Here is a 20,624-nt window from a genome sequence, read left to right on the forward strand (position 1 = left end):
AGAGGAAACCATGGGATTTTGTCTTGAAGTCCGGGGGGATTTTGCCTGTTTTACCCGGCCAGAAATGAAGGTGGAGCGGGTCAGTTATGATGTCATTACCCCTTCTGCTGCCAGAAATATCTATCAGGCCATTTTATGGAAGCCGGCCATTGAGTGGCGTATCCAGAGAATAGAAATACTGAAGCCTATTCGCTGGCTCAATCTCAGGCGAAATGAACTCAAGTCTGTGGTGCCTTCTGGCAGTGTGAAAACTGCGATGAAAAAAGGGATCGGGCTGCTGGGAAGCTACATTGAGCCAGACCGTCAGCAGCGGGCTTCGCTGCTGTTAAGGGATGTGGCTTACCGCCTGCATGCAGATTTTACAATGACCGATAAAGCAGGGGCTGCTGATAATCCCGGCAAGTTTGCCGAGATGTTCCGCCGCCGGGCAAAAAAAGGGCAGTGTTTTACCCAGCCATATTTGGGAACCAGGGAATTTAGCTGTGATTTTCGCCTAATAGAAGACAGTGATATTGAGTCTGCAGCCCTGGCAGAAGACCGTGACCTGGGCTGGATGCTTTACGATCTGGATTTTACCGATCCGGCCAGCCCTCAACCCATGTTTTTCCATGCCCAAATGCAGCAGGGGGTAGTGCATGTGCCAGCAGCGGACAGTGACGAGGTAAGAAAATGATCCTGCAGGCACTGTGTGAGTATTACCAGCGTAAAATAAAAGATCCGAATGCGGATTTGGCACCAAGGGGCTTTGATTATAAAGCGATCCCCTTTGTTATTGTGATTGACCAGGATGGGCGGTTTATTCAGCTGAAGGATAACAGGGAAAGCGTGGGTAAAAAGCTGGTAGGGAAATTGGAGAGGATACCCAAGGGCAAAGGCCGGTCAGGTTCTAAGTCTTATGAAACAGCGTATTGCCTATGGGATCATTTTGGCTATGTACTGAACCAGCCCAAAGTGACTAAACCCGGTGCTGCCCCCACAGAAAAAGATAAGGCGATGGTGGAAAAACAGCACCAAAGCTTTATTCGCCAAACAGAACAAATCGCAAAGGATCTTGAAGATGATGCGGGGGTTCAGGCGGTGTATCGCTTTCTTTGTCAGTCTGAACAAATTGATGCCGTAAAGTCTGACAGACTCTATCAGGACTGCCTGAAAATCAATGGCTGCAATATGGCGTTTGAGCTGTACGGTGAAGGTAGGCTGTGTTGCCAATCCAGCAAATTGGTTGAGTGGATAAGTAAGCAGATAGAGCAGACTGAAATCGAGGATGGGGTTTGTCTGGTAACTGGGGAAAAAGCAAAAGTTGCACGATTGCATAGCGGGGTTAGCGGCATACTTGGTAATCCCGTACCATTGGCATCCATCAATGCTGAAGCTTATAAGTCTTATGGAAAAGAACAGGGAATGAACTTTCCTGTCAGTGAACAGGCTATGGATGAATATGCCAAAGCACTTACTTATCTTTTAAAAAATAGTGACCAGCGACTGCAGCTGGGAGATACCACGCTGGTTTGCTGGTCACAAAAAGGCCATACCCTTGAGAAAGATGTCAAAAGGCTGTTTGCGCCAGCCACCGAAGATGATCCTGATCGGGGTACTGACAAACTGGTTGATCGTTATAAATCACCTTTTACCGGAGCTGCAATAGCTCCGGATGATCAGCAGCGGTTTTATATCCTGGGGCTGGCACCTAACCCACCGGCACGCATAGCTATCCGATTCTGGATGACAGGTACAGTAGCCGAGTTCAGCCAGAAAATAGGCCAGTGGTTCCAGGACATTGATATTACTGGACGGGCAAAGTTTGGCTATCCGGGTATCCGGCGCTTATTGCTCAGTACTGCATTAAGAAAGAAAGATAAAAAAGATGAAGATAAAAACATTTCCCCGGTGTTAGTTGGTGAGGTATACCGGGCTATCTTCCAGGGACAGCCCATGCCCGAAACCCTGCTGGCTGCAGTTATACGCAGGTTACGGGCAGAAAAAGGCTATGTCAGCTATGAGCGAGCTTGTTTGATTAAGGCCTGTTTAAACCGGCGAAAGGTTGACCCGATTGAGAAGGAGGTATCTGTGTCACTTGATAAAACTGAAACCAATATTGGTTATCGATTGGGACGGTTATTTGCCGTTCTTGAGCTGCTGGAGCAGGCAGCCCATGAGAAAAAGATAAATAGTACTATTCGTGATCGTTACTACAGCAGTGCCAGTAGTACACCCGGCGTGGTTTTCCCAACGCTCATTCGCCGTTCCTCATTTCACCTTAACAAGGTAAGAAAACAGGAAAAACCTGCCATTAAAACAGCAGTCAGCTTCGACTGGGATTTTGGTGCAATTATTCATGAACTTTCGCCAGAGATAAACTTCCCCAGCTACCTGAATTTAAAGGATCAGGGGCTGTTTGCCATTGGTTATTACCATCAAAAATACCAACGAGCTGACTTTACTAAAGCACCATCCAAACAAGGCGAACAGCCAGAGGAAGTAGAAGCATGAGCCTGCAGAACCGCTATGAGTTTGTGTTGTTATTTGATGTTAAAGACGGTAATCCCAACGGTGACCCTGATGCAGGCAACCTACCCAGGGTTGATCCGGAAACCGGACAGGGGCTGGTTACGGATGTTTGCCTGAAACGCAAGATCAGAAATTTCGTGGGGCTGGTAAAGGGAGAAGAGCCGCCTTATGAGATTTATGTTAAGGAAAAGGCTGTGCTTAATCATCAGCATGCCCGGGCTTATGAAGATACAGACCTGCAAAAGAGGTGGGAAGAAGCGCAATCATTAAAAAAACCTGGCAAAAAAGCAACTGATGCAGAAAAGCGGCAATATCAAAGTGCACAGGAATTTATTGCCCGAGCAGAGGATATTGCGAAAGACTGGGTGTGTCATAATTTTTATGACGTCAGAACGTTTGGTGCCGTCATGTCCACCAGTGATAGCTCTAAAGATACCAGTAATTTGAAGAAAAAAGCGGGTCAAGTCAGAGGCGCTGTTCAAATGAACTTTTCCCGATCTATTGATCCTATAGTTACGGCAGAGCATAGCTTGACGGTGGTTGCAGCAAGAAAAGGCGACAAACCTATAGAGTCTCAGATAGGGATTCAAGGACGTAAGTATACAGTTCCCTACGGCCTGTATCGCTGCCATGGCTATATTTCAGCCCATCTTGCACAACAGACGAGGTTTGGGGAAGAAGATCTGGAGCTATTCTTGACTGCTCTGGAGCAAATGTTTGACCATGACCACTCTGCCAGCCGGGGTGAAATGGCAACCCGGGCACTGCTGGTATTCAAACATGACAATGCTCTTGGTAATGCACCGGCTCACAAGTTGTTTGATTGTGTCCGTGTTGAGAAAAAAGAAACAGCTTCAGGGCTTCCTGCCCGTAGCATTAACGACTATGCGTTAACCATCAAGGATAGCGAAATGCCTCAGGGCGTTGAGCTAATAAAACGGGTCATCTGGTAGTGGCAGAAGACCAACACCTGATCCCCCTCTCCGCCTTGCAACACTATGCATACTGCCCCCGGCAGTGCGCCCTGATCCACCTGGAGCAGGCCTGGTCTGAAAACTGGTTTACGGCCCAGGGGCAGTTGTTGCATCAGCGGGTGGACAGTGGTGAGCCGGAAACTCGCAGGGGGATACGTTTTGAGCGGGGCGTTCTGGTTAATGCACCAGAACTGGGGCTTACCGGAAAGCTGGATTTGTTGGAGCTTGAAAAGGCGACAGGTCGATATACGCCGGTGGAATACAAACGAGGCAAACCTAAAATAGAAGACTGGGATCGAATACAACTCTGCGCCCAGGGTTTATGCCTGGAAGAAATGCTGGGTACTTCTATTGAGGCAGGTGCCTTATGGTATTGGCAAACCCGTCACCGGGAAGTAGTTGCACTGGATACGTCGCTCAGGCAGAAAACCCGGAATATTATTGGGGCAGTACGCAAACAGTTTGACAGCAAATTAACACCGGCAGAGGCGGCCAAAAAACAGCGGTGCCGAGCCTGTTCCCTGATTGATCTCTGCCAGCCGGAGTTACTAAGAGTGGATCAAAGCGACCAGTATATCAAGGCATTGTTTCGTGAATGAAAAAACTACAAAACAGCCTCTATATTACCCGCCAGGGGACGTATGTTCATAAAGAGCGGGAAACCATTGTCATTGAACAGGAGCGGAAAAAACTGCTTCAGATTCCTGCACACTCAGTACAAAGCCTGTATTGCTTTGGTAATGTGCTGATATCCCCTTTTTTAATGGGTTTCTGTGGTGAACAGGGTATCGGCCTTTCCATGTTCACTGAATATGGACGTTTTCTTGGACGTTTTCACGGTCGTCAAAGCGGCAATATTTTATTGCGCAAAAAACAGTACCAGCTCAGTCAGCAACAACCACTGTCGGTTGCACGGGGCATTATTGCTGCCAAAATAGTCAGCAGTCGTGGGGTATTCCAGCGACAGCTACGTAACCATGGTGATAATGCTGTTTTGGCTAAAGCTATCACCAGTCTGGGACAACGCCTTGAAATGATAAGGGAGTGTCAGAACCTTGATAGCTTAAGAGGTTTTGAGGGGGAGGCTGCGGCTATTTACTTTGGGGCTTTTGGGGAGTTGCTATTACCTTCGGTAAAGGCTGACTTTCCCTTTGCTGGCCGCAACCGACGCCCACCTAAGGATGCCATCAATGCCATGCTGTCGTTTGGGTACAGCCTGCTGGGCCAGGAGATTGCCTCCGCCCTTCAGGGAGTTGGGCTTGATCCACAGGCGGGCTTTCTCCATGCTGACCGTCCGGGTCGGGATAGTCTGGCTCAGGATATACTGGAAGAATTCCGGGCCTGGTGGGTAGACCGGCTGGTGTTGAGTCTGGTTAACCGTAAACAAATTACCGCAAAAGGTTTTGAGCACCAGGCCAGTGGAGCGGTGGTTATGAAAGACGACAGTCGAAAACTGTTTCTGACAGCCTGGCAGGCCCGGAAGCAGGAGGAGGTTACCCATCCCTATTTAAAGGAAAAGGTTGCCATTGGCTTGCTGCCTCATGTCCAGTCATTGTTGTTGGCACGTCACCTCAGGGGCGACCTGGCATCCTACCCACCTTTTGTCAGTCGATAGACAGGGGGATTACAGATATGATGATATTAATTACCTACGATGTCAGCATGGAAGACCCTGAAGGCCATAAACGGTTACGGCGGTTGGCAAAAATCTGCCTCGACTATGGAGTGCGGGTGCAATACTCGGTATTTGAGTGTGAGGTGACACCTGCACAGTGGGTTAACCTGAAGGATCAGTTGCTTGGCACCTATGATGAGGATGTGGATAGCCTCCGGTTCTATAAGTTGGGAGCTAACTGGCGCCGTCGGGTAGAACACCACGGTGCCAAGCCCTCTATTGATATCTTTGGAGATACCCTGATCATTTGATCGTTGTCAATAAAAAGGGGAGTAGCCGTTTCGCTAACCCCTGGTGCTCTTTAAAAATGGGGAGTATTAGCGCATCGCTGCAAGCCTTGTCATATCAGGGATTTGAGCTAAATCACCGAATTTTGTATGCTTGGCTTGGTGCTTATATCAGGGGTTAGCGCAAATGCCCCATTAACCCTTTGCCTGGTCTGGCTGATAGAGCACGCTGTCGCGCCCTTCCCGGGCGCGTGAATTGAAACTGCCTTTAAGTGGAACAATGGACAGTTGACGCTTGTCGCGCCCTTCCCGGGCGCGTGAATTGAAACTGCAAGCATAGTTAAATTATGCGGGTTTGTGCATGTCGCGCCCTTCCCGGGCGCGTGAATTGAAACATCATTCATCCTCAAACCGGGGTTAATCCACTAATGTCGCGCCCTTCCCGGGCGCGTGAATTGAAACAATCTGTTAGTGATTGCCTCAGTGATTTAAACAAGGTCGCGCCCTTCCCGGGCGCGTGAATTGAAACTTCCTGAAAATATCCATGATTAACTATGCCTCACTGTCGCGCCCTTCCCGGGCGCGTGAATTGAAACAAGCTCTAGGGCGGGTTGTAGGCCGCTGTAGAGCGTCGCGCCCTTCCCGGGCGCGTGAATTGAAACTTCAACTGGGACTTGAATAGCTCACGGTCACTACCGTCGCGCCCTTCCCGGGCGCGTGAATTGAAACCTAGCACTGGTCTTTCTTTTTGCCATGGTCACAACGTCGCGCCCTTCCCGGGCGCGTGAATTGAAACCTGAAACATTGGAAAGAATCAGCCCTTGATTGTCGTCGCGCCCTTCCCGGGCGCGTGAATTGAAACCCTGAGAACCTGTTCCATTTCCCGGCCTTGCCTGGTCGCGCCCTTCCCGGGCGCGTGAATTGAAACAATATCACCATGCCCATAGATGACCCGTGCTATTGTCGCGCCCTTCCCGGGCGCGTGAATTGAAACAGTTTTTCGGGATTAGTGGCCACCGCATACCAGCGTCGCGCCCTTCCCGGGCGCGTGAATTGAAACGGTGTGAACACTGGCCAGTTACCGGGCACCTATAAGTCGCGCCCTTCCCGGGCGCGTGAATTGAAACAGAAAATCGCCCACAAAAACCGGCAGGCATTTCGTCGCGCCCTTCCCGGGCGCGTGAATTGAAACAAAGCTCGCAATCTTCATGCTTTACATGGCTGGCGTCGCGCCCTTCCCGGGCGCGTGAATTGAAACAGTTCTCTCACCCCCATTACTTTGCCCAGGTGCAGTCGCGCCCTTCCCGGGCGCGTGAATTGAAACAACCCTGAGACTGAGTACCTATCCCTCTCTTCTGTCGCGCCCTTCCCGGGCGCGTGAATTGAAACATCTTATCAGTGGTATGAAATTAAGTGGCATAGCGTCGCGCCCTTCCCGGGCGCGTGAATTGAAACTATTTCTATGATGCCCATATGCCGAATCTGGCTAGTCGCGCCCTTCCCGGGCGCGTGAATTGAAACTGCTTTCTGATCCCTCCGCAACGCATTGAAATATGTCGCGCCCTTCCCGGGCGCGCGGTTGAAATTTGTGTGAAAGGTTAAGGGGTTATAGCTGATCGGATAATCAGTTCTTGTCCTTGAAAGATACTACTATTACATATCTAAACTGAAGGTCAGTAAAAAGGGCTGTTGGTATGTGGTTGAAAGTGCTTGCCTTAATCGTGAGTATCAATATTGCGGTGCCAGGGATTGCAATGATGCAAGGTGATGTCTGTACTGCTAGCCCTTCGTGGGAGATATGCCTAAAGGGATATGTTCAATGTCTAATCATAAACTGTCGGGAACATTTGCCATTATATAATTATCATCGAGGGTACGTATCGGGGAAAAAACCCAGGGAGTTTGTCTTGGTATTCAAAGATATTCCTATGATTGCATCGATAGACTCGGTGGCTGAAATGCTAGAGTATCAATTGATGACTGAAGATACGGAAGAAAAAGGTCAGCTTGTAGCGGGTAAAGGTGCACCCCATGCTGGTCAAGAGCCTTTTGAAATACCATCGATGAATCAGCTTCAGGTTGAGTGTGTTGGAAATAATGTGACATTTATTACTTCTGTGAAGGATGATTTTACGACTGATCAGAAGGGACAAACTAAATTTAAACCAAAGCAAGGGGGCAGTATCCAAAGAAACTTTGTTCCTGGTGAGTGGGCTCCCTGGGTTTCAGAGGCAACTTCAGGTAGTTATCCTAAGCTAATTGATGATATGTGGTATAGCTTAAGTGGGCCAAATGAAGGTGAAATAATGTTAGGTAATACGCCAATCTCCGGCTTATTATCTCCAACCCCATCGGAGAGCGTTGATTTCGGCTTTATAGAAGCCAAGGTGACTCTGCCCGAGAGGGTATGGCAACGATATGGCGGAAAAGAGCGCCCTGATAAAACTTCTTTGAAAGTTAAAGCAGAGGAAATCAGTGGTGGTATGTTTTCTTCTGGATTGTATACCAGTCCTCTTGATGATTTCAGAATACAGCTATTGGTAAAAACGGCATCTGAAGATATTAAGCCAGAACTGGATGCATTTGTAGGTGATTTAAAAAAAATAGTAGAAGAGATAGCCAATGCAGATAGTAGCAGTCATAACTCGCAATATACTTCCGATGAGTTAAAGAAAAATATTAAGGGGCCACTTAAAAAGAAAATTATGGAAATGATGCGAAAGCATCACTCGGATCATAGCGGAGGTGAAGATCATCTGACTAAGGCAGTCATTGCAATTTATAAATTCTTGCAAGACTATGGTATTGCGTAATATTTTGCTAACAGTGTATTTTGAGGGGTGATTTCTGTTTCACTGACATAATAAAGAATGCTTGCTCCACGGCTTGCTAGTCACTCAGTGTCATGAATAGCATGCCGTGTGTAGCCTCAATAATCCGGTTGTTTTTCCGAAAGGCATCACCCAATGCCTGCTGTTGTTTTTCTAGTATTCATACTGGAATTAATTGCCCAATGAGCCGGCTTAACAGGCCCAGGGTTAGAATAATCACCAGTAACCAGGCCATTAATCGAATGGGTCGGAATGGTTGACGATGAACCGTGTTGATGCCTTTATTAAGGTACTGGTCGACACGTTCCTGGTCTTCCGGGTAGAGGCGGTTGTTATTATTGCTCAAAAGTTGCTCTCCCTGTTTGCTTGTTGAAACATGGTTTATGGAAACTGGCAGTCTAACCAATGATTGTACTGGGTATTTATGGCATAAAAAGGTGAGGGATGGAAACTATCATTAGCATGATTCGTTTTTTGATTCTGGCTGTTGTTGTCAGGGTTAAAGGGCTGTGGGAGACAGGGTGTGTGATCTGGCGTTATTTCAGGGTAAAAAAATTCGCCGGAGCATGGAGCTGGTTAAAGCTTAGTTATTTGCTGGAAAATCCCTATCGCTGTAGTCGTCGGTTTGTGAGGACCCGGGATCAGTATAAGAGCGTAGTCTATGGAGAAACGCCCCTGACAACCCTGGAACAGATAATGGCTTCAGCCGAGGTGGGGACTGGGGATCATATATTTGAACTGGGTTCCGGAGCCGGTTTTAGTAGTTTATGGTTAAATACTATACTGGGTTGCCGGGTTACGGCCATAGATATTATACCTGTGTTCTGCTGGCGTCTAATGAGGGTGATAAGGCGTTTTAATCTATCAGGTATCAATGTTCATTGTGAAGATTATACTAAAACTGATTTCCAGGGGGCTACGGTTGTTTATCTTTATGATCCGGGCCTGGATGACCGTGTGATTGCTGTATTGGCAGAAAAACTGGCAGGACTGCCTTCAGGTACCAAAATTATTAGCATCAGTTATCCGTTATCAGATTTTTCCGAATGGGGTTCTTTTAAACAGGTTAAAAAAATAGGTGTTGACTTTGATTGGGGGGAGGCTGAGGTTTTTATTCAGACAGTAGTCTGATGTAAGAGGCTGTTTGAAAGCAGGTGACTCCGTTGATACTGGCTATAAAGGCAGGCATTAGACTAAGGTATTATTTTATGTGATTAAACTAAAGTATTATTTTTTAGCTGAAGGATACCCTGTATTATTGTGACATTCTTAATGATTTAAAAGGAGTTGAATTATGTTGAAAGGTATTTTACCCCACACAATGACTCGCAGGCCTGTACAACATGGAAAAGGGAGAAAAGGGCAAGAACGTGCGACTGTTTTCGGTAGAAAAACAACTAAAAAAACGGTTGAACCTAGATTAGATCAATCTAAAAAATCACAAGATGAAAAAAGTATCTTAGGCAGGAAAGTAAAATGGGTAGAGGTTGCTGGAAGCCGCTTAAAAATAGCTGGAAGCTATTTGAAAATAGGTTTTTATAATATCTTATTAAAGTTGTCTGAGGATGAGAAGGAAATAGATGAATTAAAGAAGTGTATTAAAGATGAAAGGAAGTATATAGACAAGTTAAATGGCAAAGAGGCGCGAGAAGATTTTGTAGAAAATATTAAAAAAGGTAATTTCAAGGAAGCAGGCAAAAATGGCGCTGATGCAATTAAGTCAGCTTTTAAAGTAGTAACAGCTTGAATTTTATTGTCCCCGGCAGTAAGAAGTATTCCCAAGCTTTTTTTACTGCCAATAGTTTTCCATACTGTCGGGGAAATTCCCTCTCACGAATATAAGAAATGAGATTCTATGGTCAAAATAATTGAATGCTCCTGTCATTTGTGAAAAAATTTATTTTTTGTGAACTCAGGATGAGAACACTACGCCTTATTGTTTATTGTTGCTAACTATGGTGTTGTTAACAGGTACGTAATTAAACACATCACCCTGCCCGTTTTTCATCTGAGTAGGATCAAGATGTTCCTACGATTGTACTCAAAGCCACAATGCTCCTTGCCTGTAACAGTCATATGAACTCTCAGGAAAAGAATATAAGCACCCTCGGTAAAAATGTATGGGTGTGCTCTCTTTTCCCTAAAACATATTATGAATGGAAGCCAGCTGATCAACGATTTGGCTACTATATCGAGCAACTGTTGAAGGAACGGGTCGCCTTGGATACTGACCAATGCTTTTGGAGATAAAATTCCAGGTCATACTGGCTTGCCTGAGAGGTGCTTTGGCATGGGGGTGGGCTTTAAACTCCTGGTAGATTTTGCCCATACGCTGGTCAAACTGTTTTGCCATGGCCTGGAGTTGTTGCTGTCTGGCTTTTGATAAGGCCTGTTGGCTGGAGCTGGTGAGGAACAGGTATTCCCGGGACATTTTTTGCATGAGCAGGGCTTGTTCAAGGAACCTGAGTTGCTGGCTGGCTTTGGGGTTCGCCGCCAGGATTGTTTGACGCAGTATCTGTAGCTGGCGGTCGAGCTTGGCCAGTGCCTTGATCAGGGTATTGAGTTTGGGAGCTTCTTGTTTGGCAGGGAGTTTTGCCAGCCATCTCGAATGCTGGCTGATCACGGGCCATAGGGAATGGGTGATTAATAGTAATTGCCGGGTTTCATGATTATGGTGGGTTTTCGGGAGACCGGTAAGGTGTTTATCCAGTTGGGTCACCGTATCCTGTAGTCGCTCTTTGGTCTCTTGATTCTGAAAGTTCAGTTGCAATAAATGGATGTCCTGAATCAGGCTGTTCAGTAATAACTCTTGTTTAATGATCTGCTCTGGTGACAGGGATACATTGCTTTCGGCAGTAGCCAGGGTAGTCCACAGAAGGAAGAATATCAGCAGGGGGCGAGGCATCCTTGTTACGCTCCATTGTCAGCTCTTTTTACAGCCTATCACGATAGATTATCGGATAGTGAGTGCGCGTGCTTTAGGGGGCATGCTTCCCCCCAGGCGCTGTTCTCATTTCCCGTTCCCCGCGTTTCCGAGAGTGTCGCAAAAGTATGCTTTGTTTTAACCACAAAGACACAGAGGCACAAAGTTTTCTTGTTTTGTCCCTTATCAGGAGCAAAAATGATAAAAAAAACGCTTTTCTCTGTGTCTTTGTGTTTCCGTGGTTAATAAAAATAACTTTTGCGACAACCTCAATACGGTAGAAATCAGGACTGTTTTAATTGCTCCCGCAGTTTTTCAGGAATATCTGTAATCACCAGTTGGTCATTTTCCTGATCATAGCGGATCTGGCTACCCAGTAACTCAGCATCAAAAGAGAGGTTCAGGCCCTTGCTGCGTCCGGTATAACGAACCAGTCGCGTAAGGGTTCGTCGTTCCGGTGTCATTGGTAGTGTCATGTCGTAATCCCGGGTATTCACAAACCGGGCAAAGTCATCGGGGCCTGCCTCACTTAGATGACCGGTTAATTCTGATAGTGATACATCCTGGCCCTCATCCAGTTTATTCTGGCAGTAATCATAGACCTGTCTTTTAACGACTTTTCGTTCTTCTGATGGTGCTTCTTTGCAGTATTCCTGGACTGCCGTGATTAATGTATCGGTTTCTTCCTTGCTACCACTGGTTTCGCTACAGCCAATGGCCTGCTGAAAGACATCGCTTAAACGGCGGCCACCACGGGGGCGGACAAATGACAGGTAGCGGGTGCCGGAAGGGTTGCCTTGCCACTCAGTGATGTTGATACGGCAGGCCAGGGACATTCTGCCCGTATCAAGATAGGAGCAATCGGTGATATTCAGGTCTTTGGTTACGGTTACGCTGATATGGTTGGACAGCATGCACAGTAGCAGGTGCCTGCTCATTCCCTGCTGGTAGTCAGCAAACAGTACATAGCCTCCCCCTAATGCGCCTGCCTGATCCAGGCTTGCCTTCAGGGCGTCCAGGGCTTTGCAGGTAAAGTGGGTGAACTCCAGGGAGCCGGACAGGTATTGCTCCAGCCAGTGAGGAAAGTGCTCACCTTCAGCTTCGGTAAACTGACCATAGCGTTTATCCTGTTTTTTATTGTAGGTCTGCTGCAATTCATCCAGCATGGCTTCCAGTGCTGGAGTGGGGAGCAGGCTATGCTCAGCGGGCGTAGTAGTCAGGGTACTGGCTTCAGCATTGTGTTCCAGCTGGTGAACAATGATATTTTTAATGGTCATGGGACGTATCAAATAAGGAAATGGACTTAGGTGATTATGGTACTGATCTTATGAGCCTTGTACAGTATACAGGGATTTTATAACGATCCCGGGTCATTGGTTTATACGGTAGAAGTCCTGGTTTTTGAAAGGATTTTGGTTACTAACAACCGGTAAAGCCACGGCCATAATAAAATAGCCCAGACTGAAAAGAGAAAGCCCCTTATCAGGCAGTAACTGTAAATAAACATTGGCTGGCTTATGGTTGTAGGTGTTGATGAGGTTTGCTGCCAAAGAATAAGGGTTATTATGGCTCCGGGGATGGCTCGGGTAAAAAACAGGAGCCAGGGGGATAGTCGAGGTACTGTATTATTCTGTTTAATAGTCAGGCTGGCTGAGATTCCCAGCAGCAAGCCTGTTAGTAGTGAAATAAATGCATAGGGTGTGGCTGAGTTACTGCCATCCCCTAAGTTCCCAATCTCCCTTAGGCTTACTGTTATAAGCAGGGGAAGCAGGGAGGCTAATGAAACCACCGTAAGCCTGGTTGGGACAGAACGGTTTTTTAACCACCGTACTGTTTTTGTTTCACACTGGCTCCATATAACCACTATGCCCAGGCCTATTGAGCAGCCGATCAGTACCTGTAATGGAAAATGGACGCCAAGATAGAGACGGGAAAGGGCAATAATAGCGATTATCAGAACAGCCATGACTGTGATAAGTGTCTTTTTCAGACTCCAGGCTGTTAGCCCCCAGAAAGTTATGGCATTTTGCGTATGGCCTGAGGGCATTCCATACCCCCCTTCTTTAACGCCATTGAACATACTGGGCTCAAGCCAGTAGGGGCGGGGCGAAGCAAAAAAATGCCGCAGGCTGCCAAACACCAAGGTGCTTACCAGGGTGGCACAGGCCAGCCTTATGGCTAAAACCTGATGGCCAGTCCAGTAGAGGATAGCGGTGAGTAAAAGGTAGTGTTTGGAGTATGCATGCAGTGATAGCCATCGCAACATTGAATCAAATAACGAAAAAAAACCTTGCAGCTCTGCAATCAGCTGGAAATCGTTCATCAGCTGACCTGTTGGTTAAGTAAATGATTCAGGCTTTGCCTGACCGTATCATCCAGTTGTTTCTGGTTAGGTCTGGCCCGGGCTAATAGCTGTAAGGCAAGGTATAGATTGGATAATTCCAGAGAGAGGGATTCAGACGAACGGGGAGAGGCAACCAGGCCTCCTTTGCAGGCACGTTCCAGTTGCTGTTGAAAACCGGAGCGGATAATACCTATGCCCGAGTTAATTAACTCAATGGTTGTGTCTGGTAGAAGAGGCAACTCTGTGCAGGCACAGGCTAGAAAGCAACAGTTTTTAAACTGCTCCTCTTCCCGGTGTCGGTAACCGGAGGTCAAAAAACGGCGGATACCTTCCAACGGATTTCCTGTACTCAGATTCTTCGAAATACGGGCACTTAAGGGATGATCAACGTAATGCCGGAGTGTGGCCTGAAATAACAGTTCTTTATTGGTAAAGTGGTAGTACAGGCTTCCCGGGTTTAATTCAGTGACTTCTTCAAGCTGCCTGAGAGATGAGGCCGCAAACCCCCTCGACCAGAACAGGGCCAGGGCATTATTGAGTACTGTATGTCGGTCAAATGCTATTGGTCGTCCCATAATAAACAAGAGTGCTTTTATATAAACTTAACAGTCAAGTGAAAGGAATAACAAATAGCGTAGATGGTTTTTTAAATGGTGAGAAAAAAATTGAATGAAATAGTGGGAATAGGGAATAAAGAGTAGGGACAGCATCCCCGAATTATTCCCTTATTAACCAGCGCTTCAGGGTCTCAGGCTGATTCGATGTAAAATATCGTGTTTTTGAATAAACTGGTGATAGATAAAACCCGCAATATGGATAACGATTAGAGCGGCAAAACCATAAATCAGCGTAACATGAATTTCGTGGGCAAAGCCTGCCACTGCCGGAAGTTTTTCCCTGGCACCGGAAAGAGTCAATAAGGAGAAGAAGTGCGTATCACGACCTCCGGCCCATGACATCACAACGCCGGAGATAGGCATTGCCAGCATCATAAGGTAAAGCAGCAGGTGGATAAGACGGGCAATATGATCCTGAAGGGTATGTCCGGCAGTGACTACCCGGGAGAAAAGCCTTCCGGGGATTCTCAGTAAGATCAGTAGCAGGGCAAGCACGCCCAATGATTTATGCAGCCCCATCCATTCAAATTTTTCTGGCCCTTTAGGCATCTGGCCCATCTGCCAGCCCATAATCAGCAATGCAATGATCAAAATAGCCATAAGCCAGTGCATAAGGCTGCTGAACAGTGAATAACGTTGGCAGGGTTCCACGGTGTACCTCTCCTGAAAGTTTATTATGAGCATGTTTATACGGCGCGATAGTGTCATAAAATTTCCAGGCAGTACAGTATGCAATCGGCAGGCGCCTGATCATCACCTTTTCTGTGTGGGGGAAATCGTGTCCACCATCCGCTGACAGCTGATATCATCAGAGTCATCAGTTGGGTGGGGGCACAGATTTTCCAGATAGAGAATCCAGTCTCGATAGCGAGCTATTTCTGAAAATCTACTGCGAATATCCGGCGGCAGGGTATCAAATTCATTATCTTCAGCGGCCAGGAAATAGCGCTTTTCTGCTTGCTGTAGTTTTTCCCTAAGGCTTTCGGCACCACTCACTTCCTTTGCCTTGCCACTGGAATAGAAACGGGCTGAAAACGGCGTGCCATGAAGATAGAGAATACCGGGGTTACTGACAGCCTGCCGACTAATGACTTGCATTAATTGTTTCTGGGATTTTTGCCCTCCACCGTTCATCAGAAACAGGGTTAATCCAATCATCAAGACCGGAGTGATAGCGGCCGTGGCGATAATACGTTTCGGCCAGCCTTCCCACTTGTTCTGCCAGGTATCAGCCAGCAGTAAAGCCATGGCGGGAACAACAGGCAAGGCATAGGTCCAGATAATATTGCGGGCAAAGGTAAAAAATACCAGGGGACAGATCAGCCACAGTAACAGGAATGCCTGCCAGCATGTCATCGGCTTCCTGTTGCTGCCCTTCAGACATTTAAAGCCGAGCCATACAATGACAAGAGACCAGGGTAAGCAGCTTTGCAGCCAGCGAAGCCAGATAGTGCCCATGGGACGGATATGGGCTGCACCGTACTGGTCACCATCCCAACCGCTATCCAGATACCGTTGAAAATGCTCGCCAATAAAAAAGTAATACAGAAATCCTGGTGTCTTTATTTCAGCGGCAAGATACCAGGGTACAGCAATAAGCAGTGTCAGCAGGCTTCCTTTGATGCAGGGAAATGTTTGCCAAAAGGTTAATAGTCTGCGTTGGGGAAGGCACCAGAAAAAAATCGGTAGTCCGGCCAGCACCAGCACAGCCAGACCTTTTGCTAACAGGCCTGTGGCACAGCCAATAAAGAAAAAATACTGCCACCGCCGGGCTTTTAGGGGACAGGGTTCATGCCAGCCAATCCAGAAGCCGGTCATCATCATGGTGATGGCCAGCAGGCTAACCGGATCTGCCAGAATAGCACCGGACAGTGCCAGAAAAATGGCTGTAGAAGGAAGGATCAGCAGCACCAGCCCACCTGCTGATCGTCCCATTTGGTACAGGGCAAGCTTCAGGGTCAGGGCAAGAATGGCAATACTGACCAGTAGGGAAGGGAGGCGGGCGGCAAACTCATTGATGCCAAATAATTTAAAGGATAGGGCGGAAAGCCAGATAAACAATGGCGGCTTGCCCCAGAAAGGGACGTTGTAGTCAAACCATACGGTGATCCAGTCCCCGGTTTCCACCATCAGTCGGGCCATTTCACCATAGCGGGCCTCAGAGGTATCCTGCAGCGGATAGAGGCCGATGGAAACCAGTCGTATCAAAAAAGCCAGGGCGCATAGGGTAACAGCGGCCAGCCATGGAGAATTCGGGAGTATGGCAAATCGTTGCATGGCTTTACCTGAGGGAAAGGTGGTTTGTTCGCCAGATGCCTGCCCTGCTATGGACACTCCTGTATTGTAGACTCGTTCCCAGGCTCCAGCCTGGCAGTGCATACCTCTCCAGGCCGTGACCGTTAGAGATATCCGTATGCATTCCCGGCGAGGAGGTCGGGAACAAGAGGTTTATTTATGTGCAAAATTTATTCAGATAATTCTTCTGATAGATGGTCTTGCCCATAGCACTGATTTGTTTATCGACCAGTTGATCAAAGATATCCAGTAAAGATTGGTGTAATTGATCGTTTCCCCCGGTTTGTCTGAGAAATGTCACAATGGCTTCTACGGTGGATAGGGATGTTATTGAAGGCGCTTTTCTGATTCGGTGGTTAGATAGAGTTGATACTTTAAAATAATTGCTTTTTATATCAGACAAGAGTGATTTTTTTATAAGTATCTATATTGGGTTAGTGTCTTTCAGAGAAGGAGCAATCTATGAAGTTATATGTATTAATAACATATATTTTATGCCATTTTGCATCTTTTAATTCGTATGCTGATAAGGTGAAAGACGACGATCTTGTTGGTACATGGGGTGCTTTCATTGTTTGTAAAGACAAGTCAGAGAAGATATTTGCTTGTGAAAATGCCCCCCTATTCATTAGCAAGGTTGGGGGGGAAGAGATGTTAACTGTGCAATCTCAAAATAAATTGTTTTTTCTTGAAGGAGGTGGATTTATAGAGATGGTTTCTATAGGTGTGCGGGAAAACTTGATTAACGCAAAACTTAGAAACATTCCAATACTTGGAAAAGATCATGAGGGTATTGTTGCATACACTGGGGTAATGAAAAAAAAGGTAGCGTGTGTTTATTTGTGGCCTGTCATTGAACAGCACAAGATAAATGAATTAGCTATTTTAAAACGTGAGAATAGCTGGGAAATATTAAAGGATCTAATTGATTGGCTAATTGTAATGAAAAGGTTGGAGTCATTAACTTAGCTGGATTTTTAAGACTGCTTTAAGAAAAAGAGGGTTAATTATGAAACTGTCTCAACTGACTTTTTATACAGTAATTTTTTTCATTTTAGTTTCTTTTAACTTGTATTCAGAGAAAATCATCATTACTGATAAAGATATCATTGGAAGGTGGAAAATGATTTACTCTGATAAATGTTGGGGGGATATGAGATTAACTCTTGATGAGGATGTGCTGTTAATTGCTAGAGATAAACAATCAGGTAAGCTTGTATTGGAAAATCCACTGACTAAAGTGGTTGTGAATGGAAGAGCACCAGTAGAGCTAAAAACAATAAGCGTTAGGGAAAATATCATCAATGCCGTTTTTATAAATCTTCCAGAACAGCCTTCAGGAAATGATATTGAATACACAGGAACAATGACAGGAGACAAAAAGATAATTGTTTTATGGCCTTTAAGTGAGCAGGGTCAAATCAATGCACATAAGTAGTGTATAGATTGCTTTCGAATAATTTAACCATCCAGTCGGACAGTATTAGAAAATGAGATCATATACTCCTCTCCAAATGAAAAAAGCACCCGTTCAACTTCTTTTTCAAATTCCGCAAAGCTCTTGATTGACAAGAGGTTGAGCCATTCATACTTTATTTTCCTCCACAGGATTTCAATCAGGTTGAGCTCAGGTGAATATGTTGGCAGAAAGCAGACCAGCAATTTCTTTTCAATCATCCAGTCATCAATTCTGGCACAAAACTTTTTGCTGGTGTGAATGCTGGCATTATCCACCATAACTACCGTGTAACGATCATTTGAGCTGTATTTTTCATCTGCCATTTTCTCTGCAAAGTCATCAAAGGCCGCAATCACCGTATCGCTATTCACTGAACCCACAACAGGATAATGAAATAGCTCACAGCTTCGGTTCATAAACCCCAGTACGTTGATGCAGCTATTCCCGTGACATCAATTAAATCACTGCAACAGCAAGGCTTACAGTAAATTCCAAATGGAGTGATTTCGCACAAAATAACGTCTACTTTTGATAGGGATACTTTATCAATGGCTGTCTCTCATGGCTTATCCATTCCAAAAAAGTCGTAAGCATCTTTGTGCAAACAGTTTAATTACTACGATTTCTGAAAGTTATGAGCAAATTCCAGATGTCCGACCAAACAAGGATTCCAGAAAAATAACAATACATGATGCCTCCATGTCCGCTTTTGCCATGATGCATCTCAAGTACCCATCGCTCCTCTCGTTTGAGCGTGATAAAACAGAGCAAGAAGTAAGGCATAACCTTGAGCACCTGTATCAGATAAAAAAACGTGCTCCCTGTGATACCAGTATGCGGGAAATCCTGGATCCAATAGATCCCGTAGAGTTCAAAAAGCCTTTTAAGACATTGCTGTCTAACGTCCAAAGGGGCGGATTACTGAAGGCATTCGAATTTCACTGCGGGAACTTGAAAAATCACTACTTGCTCCCGATCGATGGAACTGGGCTATTTTACTCCTGCAATAATAAAAAACCTTGTCAGGAGTGCTGTACTAAAAATAAGGGAAAGGCCAACGAAGCTCACTACCACCAGTTAATGGCAGCATGCATTGCTCACCCGGATCAAAAAACAGTCTTGCCATTGGCACCGGAAGCCATAGTTTGCCAGGACGGTTCGACCAAAAATGACTGTGAAAAAAATGCCATTAAACGGTTGTTTGCCACCATACGAGAGCATCACCCACGTCTAAAGTTCGTTATTCTTCTGGACAGTCTTTATGCTGACAACCCCACTGTCCAACTGATTAAGAGTTATGGCTGGCATTACATCATTGTCGCGAAAGATGGCAACCATGCCTCGCTGGTTGAAGCGATGGATGAGCTGGATAAAGAAGGAAAAGTTCACCGTGCTGAAAAAGTTAATGAAGAGACTGGAATTAAGTGGTGGTTTCGCTATGCCAATGACGTCAGGCTGAACAAGGCAAAATATGCAGAACAGGTTAATGTGCTTGATTTTGTCGAAACCGATAAAAAAGGTAAACAGCATATCTGGTGCTGGGTGACTGATATTCCGCTTAACGAAGAAACCATAGAACCCGTCATGAAAGGAGGGCGCTGCCGATGGCATATTGAGAACCAGACGTTTAACACCCTGAAAAATCAAGGCTACGATCTCGAACATAACTACGGTCACGGTGAGAAGCACTTAGCCACAAATCTGGCCTATCTGACGATGCTTGCTTTTCTCGTAGATCAAATACAGGAACTGTGCTGTCCCCAGTTTCAGGAAGCTTTAAGAACCCGCTCAAAAGGAGTCCGTATAGCATTATGGAAATGGATACAGGGCTATTTTTTGCATTGGCTGATAAAAACGTGGGAGGGGCTTTTTTACACAGTAACTCATGGTATTGAAGAGAAAAGGGTGATTCCATTCGATACATCATAACCGGCCATATCGTAGCTACGTTCAGGGGTGACATTTTTTCTTTAAAGCTCCGCTTTGTTAATTGGCGGCTCAGTTTTGATCGGCTTCATTATTTTTGCTGCCTTATTGTCAATACCAACGATCATCGACGTTCATCATGCGGGAATAGCTGACGTTGATGCGTTTACTTTTGACTGATGGTATTCTGAGCTGCTTTCCTTTTTCCTGCCAACCGTATGGCACACAAGGTTCCTGGGTAAAGCCGGACTCATCAAAATAAAATAAATTGATTAACCCTTTGCTCTCGGCTTCCTGGGCATCTTTCAGAGCAGTTTTACAGTCATGGAATTGCTCTTCGTCCCGTTTATGTTTGCATGATTTACGGAGTCTTTTGTAAACCAGCCCTGCTTTTTTACAATGTTTGCCAGAGTAATTTTTGATGAAGATTTACCGGTTTCATCCTCGATCTTGGATTTGACATACGATAAGCGACGAGGCTCTTCAGCCACTAATTCTTTTATGCGTTGCACTTCGGATTCGTCATATATGCACGGCCTACCGCCACCATGCCCCTTGTACAAGGCACGAATACCATATTCTTCCCAATCATCAATCCACTGAGAAGCAGTTTGATATCTAATTTCAAGTATTTCGGCAATTTGCTCAAGGGTAAAGCCACGATTGCTCAATAAAAGGCTATGGGCTCTTTCCCTTATACATCTCAGAGGTCCGTAGTGTTTGGCGAATTTCAAAGTTAATAAAACAGCTTCATCAGTGATTGTAGTGACGTACTTCATAGGGAGAGGGATTTAAAGACCAGTACTCTCTTTATAATAGAGTAAATGTATCATTCAATAGCTATC

General features: G+C 45.9%; 22 protein-coding genes and 1 CRISPR repeat array. Of the genes, 12 read left to right on the forward strand and 10 right to left on the reverse strand.

All coding sequences use genetic code 11. The features are described 5' to 3' along the window. Positions 1-10: 10 nt before the first annotated feature. The 7 genes from cas5c (at position 11) to MJ595_RS10360 (ending at position 8,197) form a co-directional block, all read left to right on the forward strand. Positions 11-673 carry a type I-C CRISPR-associated protein Cas5c gene (gene cas5c / locus MJ595_RS10330; RefSeq protein WP_263322228.1) on the forward strand — a complete coding sequence of 221 codons (663 nt, stop codon included), beginning with the start codon at positions 11-13 and terminating at the stop codon, positions 671-673. Further along, on the forward strand, positions 670-2,490 hold the full coding sequence (gene cas8c, locus MJ595_RS10335; protein WP_263322229.1) for a type I-C CRISPR-associated protein Cas8c/Csd1: 1,821 nt from the start codon (positions 670-672) through the stop codon (positions 2,488-2,490). Before cas5c ends, cas8c begins: the two co-directional genes overlap by 4 nt. Next, positions 2,487-3,461: a type I-C CRISPR-associated protein Cas7/Csd2 gene (cas7c, locus tag MJ595_RS10340; RefSeq protein ID WP_263322230.1), complete on the forward strand. Its 975-nt coding sequence runs from the start codon at positions 2,487-2,489 to the stop codon at positions 3,459-3,461. The genes cas8c and cas7c overlap by 4 nt, the downstream gene beginning before the upstream one ends. Beyond that, entirely contained in the window at positions 3,461-4,081 is a 621-nt protein-coding gene (cas4, locus tag MJ595_RS10345) for a CRISPR-associated protein Cas4 (RefSeq protein WP_263322231.1), read from the forward strand. Before cas7c ends, cas4 begins: the two co-directional genes overlap by 1 nt. Beyond that, positions 4,078-5,097 carry a type I-C CRISPR-associated endonuclease Cas1c gene (cas1c, locus tag MJ595_RS10350; protein ID WP_263322232.1) on the forward strand — a complete coding sequence of 340 codons (1,020 nt, stop codon included), beginning with the start codon at positions 4,078-4,080 and terminating at the stop codon, positions 5,095-5,097. Before cas4 ends, cas1c begins: the two co-directional genes overlap by 4 nt. Before the next feature lie 17 nt (positions 5,098-5,114). Then, a complete protein-coding gene (gene cas2, locus MJ595_RS10355) occupies positions 5,115-5,408 on the forward strand; it encodes a CRISPR-associated endonuclease Cas2 (protein ID WP_263322233.1) in 294 nt (97 codons plus the stop codon). A gap of 207 nt (positions 5,409-5,615) precedes the next feature. Beyond that, positions 5,616-6,971: direct repeats of the CRISPR family, unit length 32 nt; unit sequence GTCGCGCCCTTCCCGGGCGCGTGAATTGAAAC. Positions 6,972-7,078: 107 nt separating this feature from the next. Beyond that, entirely contained in the window at positions 7,079-8,197 is a 1,119-nt protein-coding gene (locus tag MJ595_RS10360; protein WP_263322234.1) for a hypothetical protein, read from the forward strand. Positions 8,198-8,375: 178 nt separating this feature from the next. Here MJ595_RS10360 and MJ595_RS10365 read toward each other — a convergent pair whose 3' ends face one another. Then, positions 8,376-8,561, reverse strand: a complete 186-nt coding sequence (locus MJ595_RS10365) for a DUF3094 domain-containing protein (protein WP_263322235.1) — start codon at positions 8,559-8,561, stop codon at positions 8,376-8,378. 98 nt (positions 8,562-8,659) lie between these two features. On the opposite strand from MJ595_RS10365, the gene MJ595_RS10370 reads away from it, so the two are divergent. After that, entirely contained in the window at positions 8,660-9,346 is a 687-nt protein-coding gene (locus tag MJ595_RS10370; RefSeq protein WP_263322236.1) for a class I SAM-dependent methyltransferase, read from the forward strand. A gap of 163 nt (positions 9,347-9,509) precedes the next feature. After that, the gene (locus MJ595_RS10375) at positions 9,510-9,962 is read left to right on the forward strand and encodes a hypothetical protein (RefSeq protein WP_263322237.1); all 453 of its coding nucleotides are present in this window, start codon (positions 9,510-9,512) and stop codon (positions 9,960-9,962) included. A gap of 393 nt (positions 9,963-10,355) precedes the next feature. Here the strand turns inward: MJ595_RS10375 and MJ595_RS10380 are convergent, their stop codons facing one another. The 7 genes from MJ595_RS10380 to MJ595_RS10410 form a co-directional block, all read right to left on the reverse strand. Further along, positions 10,356-11,120 (reverse strand): hypothetical protein, encoded by a 765-nt coding sequence (locus MJ595_RS10380; protein WP_263322238.1) that lies wholly within the window; start codon positions 11,118-11,120, stop codon positions 10,356-10,358. A 302-nt stretch (positions 11,121-11,422) separates the two neighbouring features. Next, entirely contained in the window at positions 11,423-12,415 is a 993-nt protein-coding gene (locus MJ595_RS10385) for a nucleoid-associated protein (protein ID WP_263322239.1), read from the reverse strand. A 101-nt stretch (positions 12,416-12,516) separates the two neighbouring features. Beyond that, positions 12,517-13,461, reverse strand: coding sequence for a phosphatase PAP2 family protein (locus MJ595_RS10390; protein ID WP_263322240.1), 945 nt, complete (start codon positions 13,459-13,461; stop codon positions 12,517-12,519). Next, positions 13,461-14,057, reverse strand: coding sequence for a TetR/AcrR family transcriptional regulator (locus MJ595_RS10395; protein WP_263322241.1), 597 nt, complete (start codon positions 14,055-14,057; stop codon positions 13,461-13,463). The genes MJ595_RS10390 and MJ595_RS10395 overlap by 1 nt, the downstream gene beginning before the upstream one ends. A 165-nt stretch (positions 14,058-14,222) precedes the next feature. Continuing rightward, positions 14,223-14,750 (reverse strand): cytochrome b/b6 domain-containing protein, encoded by a 528-nt coding sequence (locus tag MJ595_RS10400; RefSeq protein WP_263322242.1) that lies wholly within the window; start codon positions 14,748-14,750, stop codon positions 14,223-14,225. Between the two features lie 102 nt (positions 14,751-14,852). Beyond that, positions 14,853-16,478: a glycosyltransferase family 39 protein gene (locus MJ595_RS10405; RefSeq protein ID WP_263322243.1), complete on the reverse strand. Its 1,626-nt coding sequence runs from the start codon at positions 16,476-16,478 to the stop codon at positions 14,853-14,855. Between the two features lie 73 nt (positions 16,479-16,551). Next, positions 16,552-16,797 carry a DTW domain-containing protein gene (locus MJ595_RS10410; RefSeq protein ID WP_263322244.1) on the reverse strand — a complete coding sequence of 82 codons (246 nt, stop codon included), beginning with the start codon at positions 16,795-16,797 and terminating at the stop codon, positions 16,552-16,554. A 59-nt stretch (positions 16,798-16,856) separates the two neighbouring features. Between MJ595_RS10410 and MJ595_RS10415 the strand changes: the two genes are divergently transcribed. Together MJ595_RS10415 and MJ595_RS10420 are read left to right on the forward strand one after the other, a co-directional pair. After that, the gene (locus MJ595_RS10415) at positions 16,857-17,363 is read left to right on the forward strand and encodes a hypothetical protein (protein ID WP_263322245.1); all 507 of its coding nucleotides are present in this window, start codon (positions 16,857-16,859) and stop codon (positions 17,361-17,363) included. A gap of 40 nt (positions 17,364-17,403) precedes the next feature. Further along, positions 17,404-17,832 carry a hypothetical protein gene (locus MJ595_RS10420; protein ID WP_263322246.1) on the forward strand — a complete coding sequence of 143 codons (429 nt, stop codon included), beginning with the start codon at positions 17,404-17,406 and terminating at the stop codon, positions 17,830-17,832. 23 nt (positions 17,833-17,855) lie between these two features. On the opposite strand, the gene MJ595_RS10425 is transcribed toward MJ595_RS10420, so the two are convergent. Then, a complete protein-coding gene (locus MJ595_RS10425; RefSeq protein ID WP_263322488.1) occupies positions 17,856-18,278 on the reverse strand; it encodes a transposase in 423 nt (140 codons plus the stop codon). 136 nt (positions 18,279-18,414) lie between these two features. On the opposite strand from MJ595_RS10425, the gene MJ595_RS10430 reads away from it, so the two are divergent. After that, complete coding sequence (locus MJ595_RS10430) at positions 18,415-19,782, forward strand: transposase (RefSeq protein ID WP_263078002.1); 1,368 nt, start codon at positions 18,415-18,417, stop codon at positions 19,780-19,782. Between the two features lie 302 nt (positions 19,783-20,084). Here the strand turns inward: MJ595_RS10430 and MJ595_RS10435 are convergent, their stop codons facing one another. Next, positions 20,085-20,558: a helix-turn-helix domain-containing protein gene (locus MJ595_RS10435; protein ID WP_263078037.1), complete on the reverse strand. Its 474-nt coding sequence runs from the start codon at positions 20,556-20,558 to the stop codon at positions 20,085-20,087. Positions 20,559-20,624: the final 66 nt, after the last annotated feature.

Origin of the sequence: Endozoicomonas sp. Mp262 (assembly GCF_025643335.1) — a bacterium.
Classification (GTDB): Bacteria; Pseudomonadota; Gammaproteobacteria; order Pseudomonadales; family Endozoicomonadaceae; genus Endonucleibacter.

Excerpts from the sequence above, each read along its gene's own strand:
- MJ595_RS10415 (WP_263322245.1), top strand. The coding sequence starts at position 16,857 with ATGAAGTTATATGTATTAATAACATATATTTTATGCCATTTTGCATCT.
- MJ595_RS10435 (WP_263078037.1), bottom strand. The coding sequence starts at position 20,558 with ATGAAGTACGTCACTACAATCACTGATGAAGCTGTTTTATTAACTTTG.
- MJ595_RS10360 (WP_263322234.1), top strand. The coding sequence starts at position 7,079 with ATGTGGTTGAAAGTGCTTGCCTTAATCGTGAGTATCAATATTGCGGTG.
- MJ595_RS10420 (WP_263322246.1), top strand. The coding sequence starts at position 17,404 with ATGAAACTGTCTCAACTGACTTTTTATACAGTAATTTTTTTCATTTTA.
- MJ595_RS10370 (WP_263322236.1), top strand. The coding sequence starts at position 8,660 with ATGGAAACTATCATTAGCATGATTCGTTTTTTGATTCTGGCTGTTGTT.
- MJ595_RS10375 (WP_263322237.1), top strand. The coding sequence starts at position 9,510 with ATGTTGAAAGGTATTTTACCCCACACAATGACTCGCAGGCCTGTACAA.
- cas5c (WP_263322228.1), top strand. The coding sequence starts at position 11 with ATGGGATTTTGTCTTGAAGTCCGGGGGGATTTTGCCTGTTTTACCCGG.
- cas2 (WP_263322233.1), top strand. The coding sequence starts at position 5,115 with ATGATGATATTAATTACCTACGATGTCAGCATGGAAGACCCTGAAGGC.
- cas7c (WP_263322230.1), top strand. The coding sequence starts at position 2,487 with ATGAGCCTGCAGAACCGCTATGAGTTTGTGTTGTTATTTGATGTTAAA.
- MJ595_RS10395 (WP_263322241.1), bottom strand. The coding sequence starts at position 14,057 with ATGGGACGACCAATAGCATTTGACCGACATACAGTACTCAATAATGCC.
- MJ595_RS10385 (WP_263322239.1), bottom strand. The coding sequence starts at position 12,415 with ATGACCATTAAAAATATCATTGTTCACCAGCTGGAACACAATGCTGAA.
- cas8c (WP_263322229.1), top strand. The coding sequence starts at position 670 with ATGATCCTGCAGGCACTGTGTGAGTATTACCAGCGTAAAATAAAAGAT.
- MJ595_RS10380 (WP_263322238.1), bottom strand. The coding sequence starts at position 11,120 with ATGCCTCGCCCCCTGCTGATATTCTTCCTTCTGTGGACTACCCTGGCT.
- MJ595_RS10390 (WP_263322240.1), bottom strand. The coding sequence starts at position 13,461 with ATGAACGATTTCCAGCTGATTGCAGAGCTGCAAGGTTTTTTTTCGTTA.
- MJ595_RS10405 (WP_263322243.1), bottom strand. The coding sequence starts at position 16,478 with ATGCACTGCCAGGCTGGAGCCTGGGAACGAGTCTACAATACAGGAGTG.
- MJ595_RS10430 (WP_263078002.1), top strand. The coding sequence starts at position 18,415 with ATGGCTTATCCATTCCAAAAAAGTCGTAAGCATCTTTGTGCAAACAGT.
- cas1c (WP_263322232.1), top strand. The coding sequence starts at position 4,078 with ATGAAAAAACTACAAAACAGCCTCTATATTACCCGCCAGGGGACGTAT.